At 76.3% G+C, this 2,011-nt stretch carries 2 protein-coding genes and 1 pseudogene; 2 read left to right on the forward strand and 1 reads right to left on the reverse strand.

Annotation, left to right across the window (positions count from 1 at the left end; genetic code table 11):
• A pseudogene (locus tag EBM89_RS20415) lies at positions 1-189 on the reverse strand (hypothetical protein); the annotation flags it as partial.
• A 111-nt stretch (positions 190-300) separates the two neighbouring features.
• Here EBM89_RS20415 and EBM89_RS20420 point away from each other — a divergent pair.
• Positions 301-1,116, forward strand: coding sequence for a helix-turn-helix domain-containing protein (locus EBM89_RS20420; RefSeq protein WP_122151389.1), 816 nt, complete (start codon positions 301-303; stop codon positions 1,114-1,116).
• A gap of 15 nt (positions 1,117-1,131) precedes the next feature.
• Positions 1,132-1,917, forward strand: a complete 786-nt coding sequence (locus EBM89_RS20425) for an aldo/keto reductase (RefSeq protein WP_233571890.1) — start codon at positions 1,132-1,134, stop codon at positions 1,915-1,917.
• Positions 1,918-2,011 lie beyond the last annotated feature (94 nt).

Here is a 2,011-nt window from a genome sequence, read left to right on the forward strand (position 1 = left end):
CAGGCCCGCGGGGTCGGCGACCAGCGCCGCGAGGCGACCGGTCGCGCGCCGCTCGGCGGGGGTCTCGTCGGCGGCGGTGGCCGCCATCCAGCGGTGCGCCAGCGCGACGGCGTCGGCGGTCAGGTCGGTGGCCGCGGGCGCGGCGGTGGGCTCGGCGTCGGGGGTCGCCGGCCGGTCGGTCGTCGTCATGACGGGATCCTTCCCCGACGGCCCCGTGGCCGTCTTGCACCGATCACGTGGTCAGGTGCGGCCGATGCGTGACACGGGCCGGACACCTGCCTCGCCTACGCTGCCCCGGACATGGAACTCCGTCCACCGCAGCCCGCTCCCGCCCCCGCGACCTCGTCCGAGGCCCGGGCGCTGCTGCGCGCCCTCACGCCCGCCCTGCTGCGGCTGTGCGACGACCTCACCGGCACGATGTTCTGCGCGAAGGACGTCACCGGGCGCTACGTCGTCGTCAACGAGGCGTTCGTGCGGCGCACCCCCGAGCGCTCCCGCCGGGCCGTGGTCGGGCGCACCGCCGCCGAGCTGTTCGAGCCGCACCTCGCCGCCCGGTACGACGCGCAGGACCGCGAGGTCCTCGACACGGGCCGGTCGCTGCACCGCGAGCTCGAGCTCATCCGGCGCCCCGGCGGGGCGCCGGGCTGGTACCTCACCTCCAAGGAGGTGGTCCGGGACGACGTCGGGGCGGTGGTGGGCCTGGTGAGCATCTCCCAGTCGCTGCGCGCGGGCGATGCCGATGGCGCGACGGTGACCTCGCTGTCCCGTGTCGCCGCGTTCGTGCAGGACCGTCTCGACGACCCGCCGACCGTGGCGGCGCTGGCCGAGGCCGCCGGGTGCTCCGCCTCGACGCTGGACCGCCGGGTCCGGCGGGTGTTCGCCCTGTCCCCGCAGCAGTACGTGCTGCGCGCCCGCGTCGACCACGCCGCCGCCCTGCTCGCCACCGGCGACCTGCCGCTGGTCGAGGTCGCGGCCCGCACCGGGTTCTACGACCAGGCGTCGTTCACCCGGACGTTCGGGCGGCTCACCGGCGAGACCCCCGCGCAGTTCCGCCGTGCCGCGCGGGGTGCGCCGTCGCCGATCACGGCGCTGCCCTCGCCGCCGGCGGGCGACTGAGCCACGATGGACGTCATGAGCACTCCGCACCAGATCCCCACCGTCGCGCTGCCCGGGGGCGCCATGCCCCTGCTCGGCCTCGGCACCTGGCAGGCCGAGGGCACGGACGCCGAGCGGGCCGTCACCGCCGCCCTCGAGCTCGGGTACACGCACGTCGACACCGCCACCGGCTACGGCAACCAGGCCGAGGTCGGCCGCGCGCTCGCCACCGTGGGCACCGACCGCGACGCCGTCTTCGTCACCACCAAGCTGCCGCCGGACCACGCGGGCCGCGAGCGGCAGACCCTCATGGAGTCCCTGGCCGAGCTCGGCACCGACCACCTCGACCTGTGGCTGATCCACTGGCCCCCGAACAAGCAGGCCACCCCGGCCACCTGGGAGCAGTTCATCGCCGCGCGCGACGAGGGCCTGGTCCGCTCCATCGGCGTCTCCAACTACTCGATCGCGCAGATCGACGAGCTCATCGCGGCGACCGGCGAGGCACCCGCCGTCAACCAGATCCCGTGGAGCCCGACCGACTGGGACGCCGACCTCGTCGCCGAGCACGAGCGGCGCGGCGTGCGCGTCGAGGGCTACAGCGCGTTCAAGCGCACCGACCTCGACGACCCGGTGCTCACCGGCATCGCGGCGGCGCACGACGCGAGCACCCGGCAGGTCGTGCTCGCCTGGCACCTCGCGCACGGCGTCGTGGTCATCCCGAAGTCGACCAGCCCCGAGCGCCTCGCGCACAACCTCGAGGCCGTCGACCTGACGCTGACCGCGGACGAGGTCGCCGCCGTCGACGCCCTGGGCGGCCGGTGACCGACCCCGCCGTCCCCGGGCCGCCCGGGCCGCACGAACCGCCCGGGCCGCCTGGACCGCCCGCCGGCCGCCGCTCCCTGCGCGAGCGGCGGCC

The organism is Cellulomonas triticagri, from assembly GCF_003696205.1.
Classification (GTDB): Bacteria; Actinomycetota; Actinomycetes; order Actinomycetales; family Cellulomonadaceae; genus Cellulomonas; species Cellulomonas triticagri.

What these genes read in the sequence shown, in the direction of transcription:
- EBM89_RS20420 (WP_122151389.1), top strand. Translation starts at nt 301, where the DNA reads ATGGAACTCCGTCCACCGCAGCCCGCTCCCGCCCCCGCGACCTCGTCC.
- EBM89_RS20425 (WP_233571890.1), top strand. Translation starts at nt 1,132, where the DNA reads ATGAGCACTCCGCACCAGATCCCCACCGTCGCGCTGCCCGGGGGCGCC.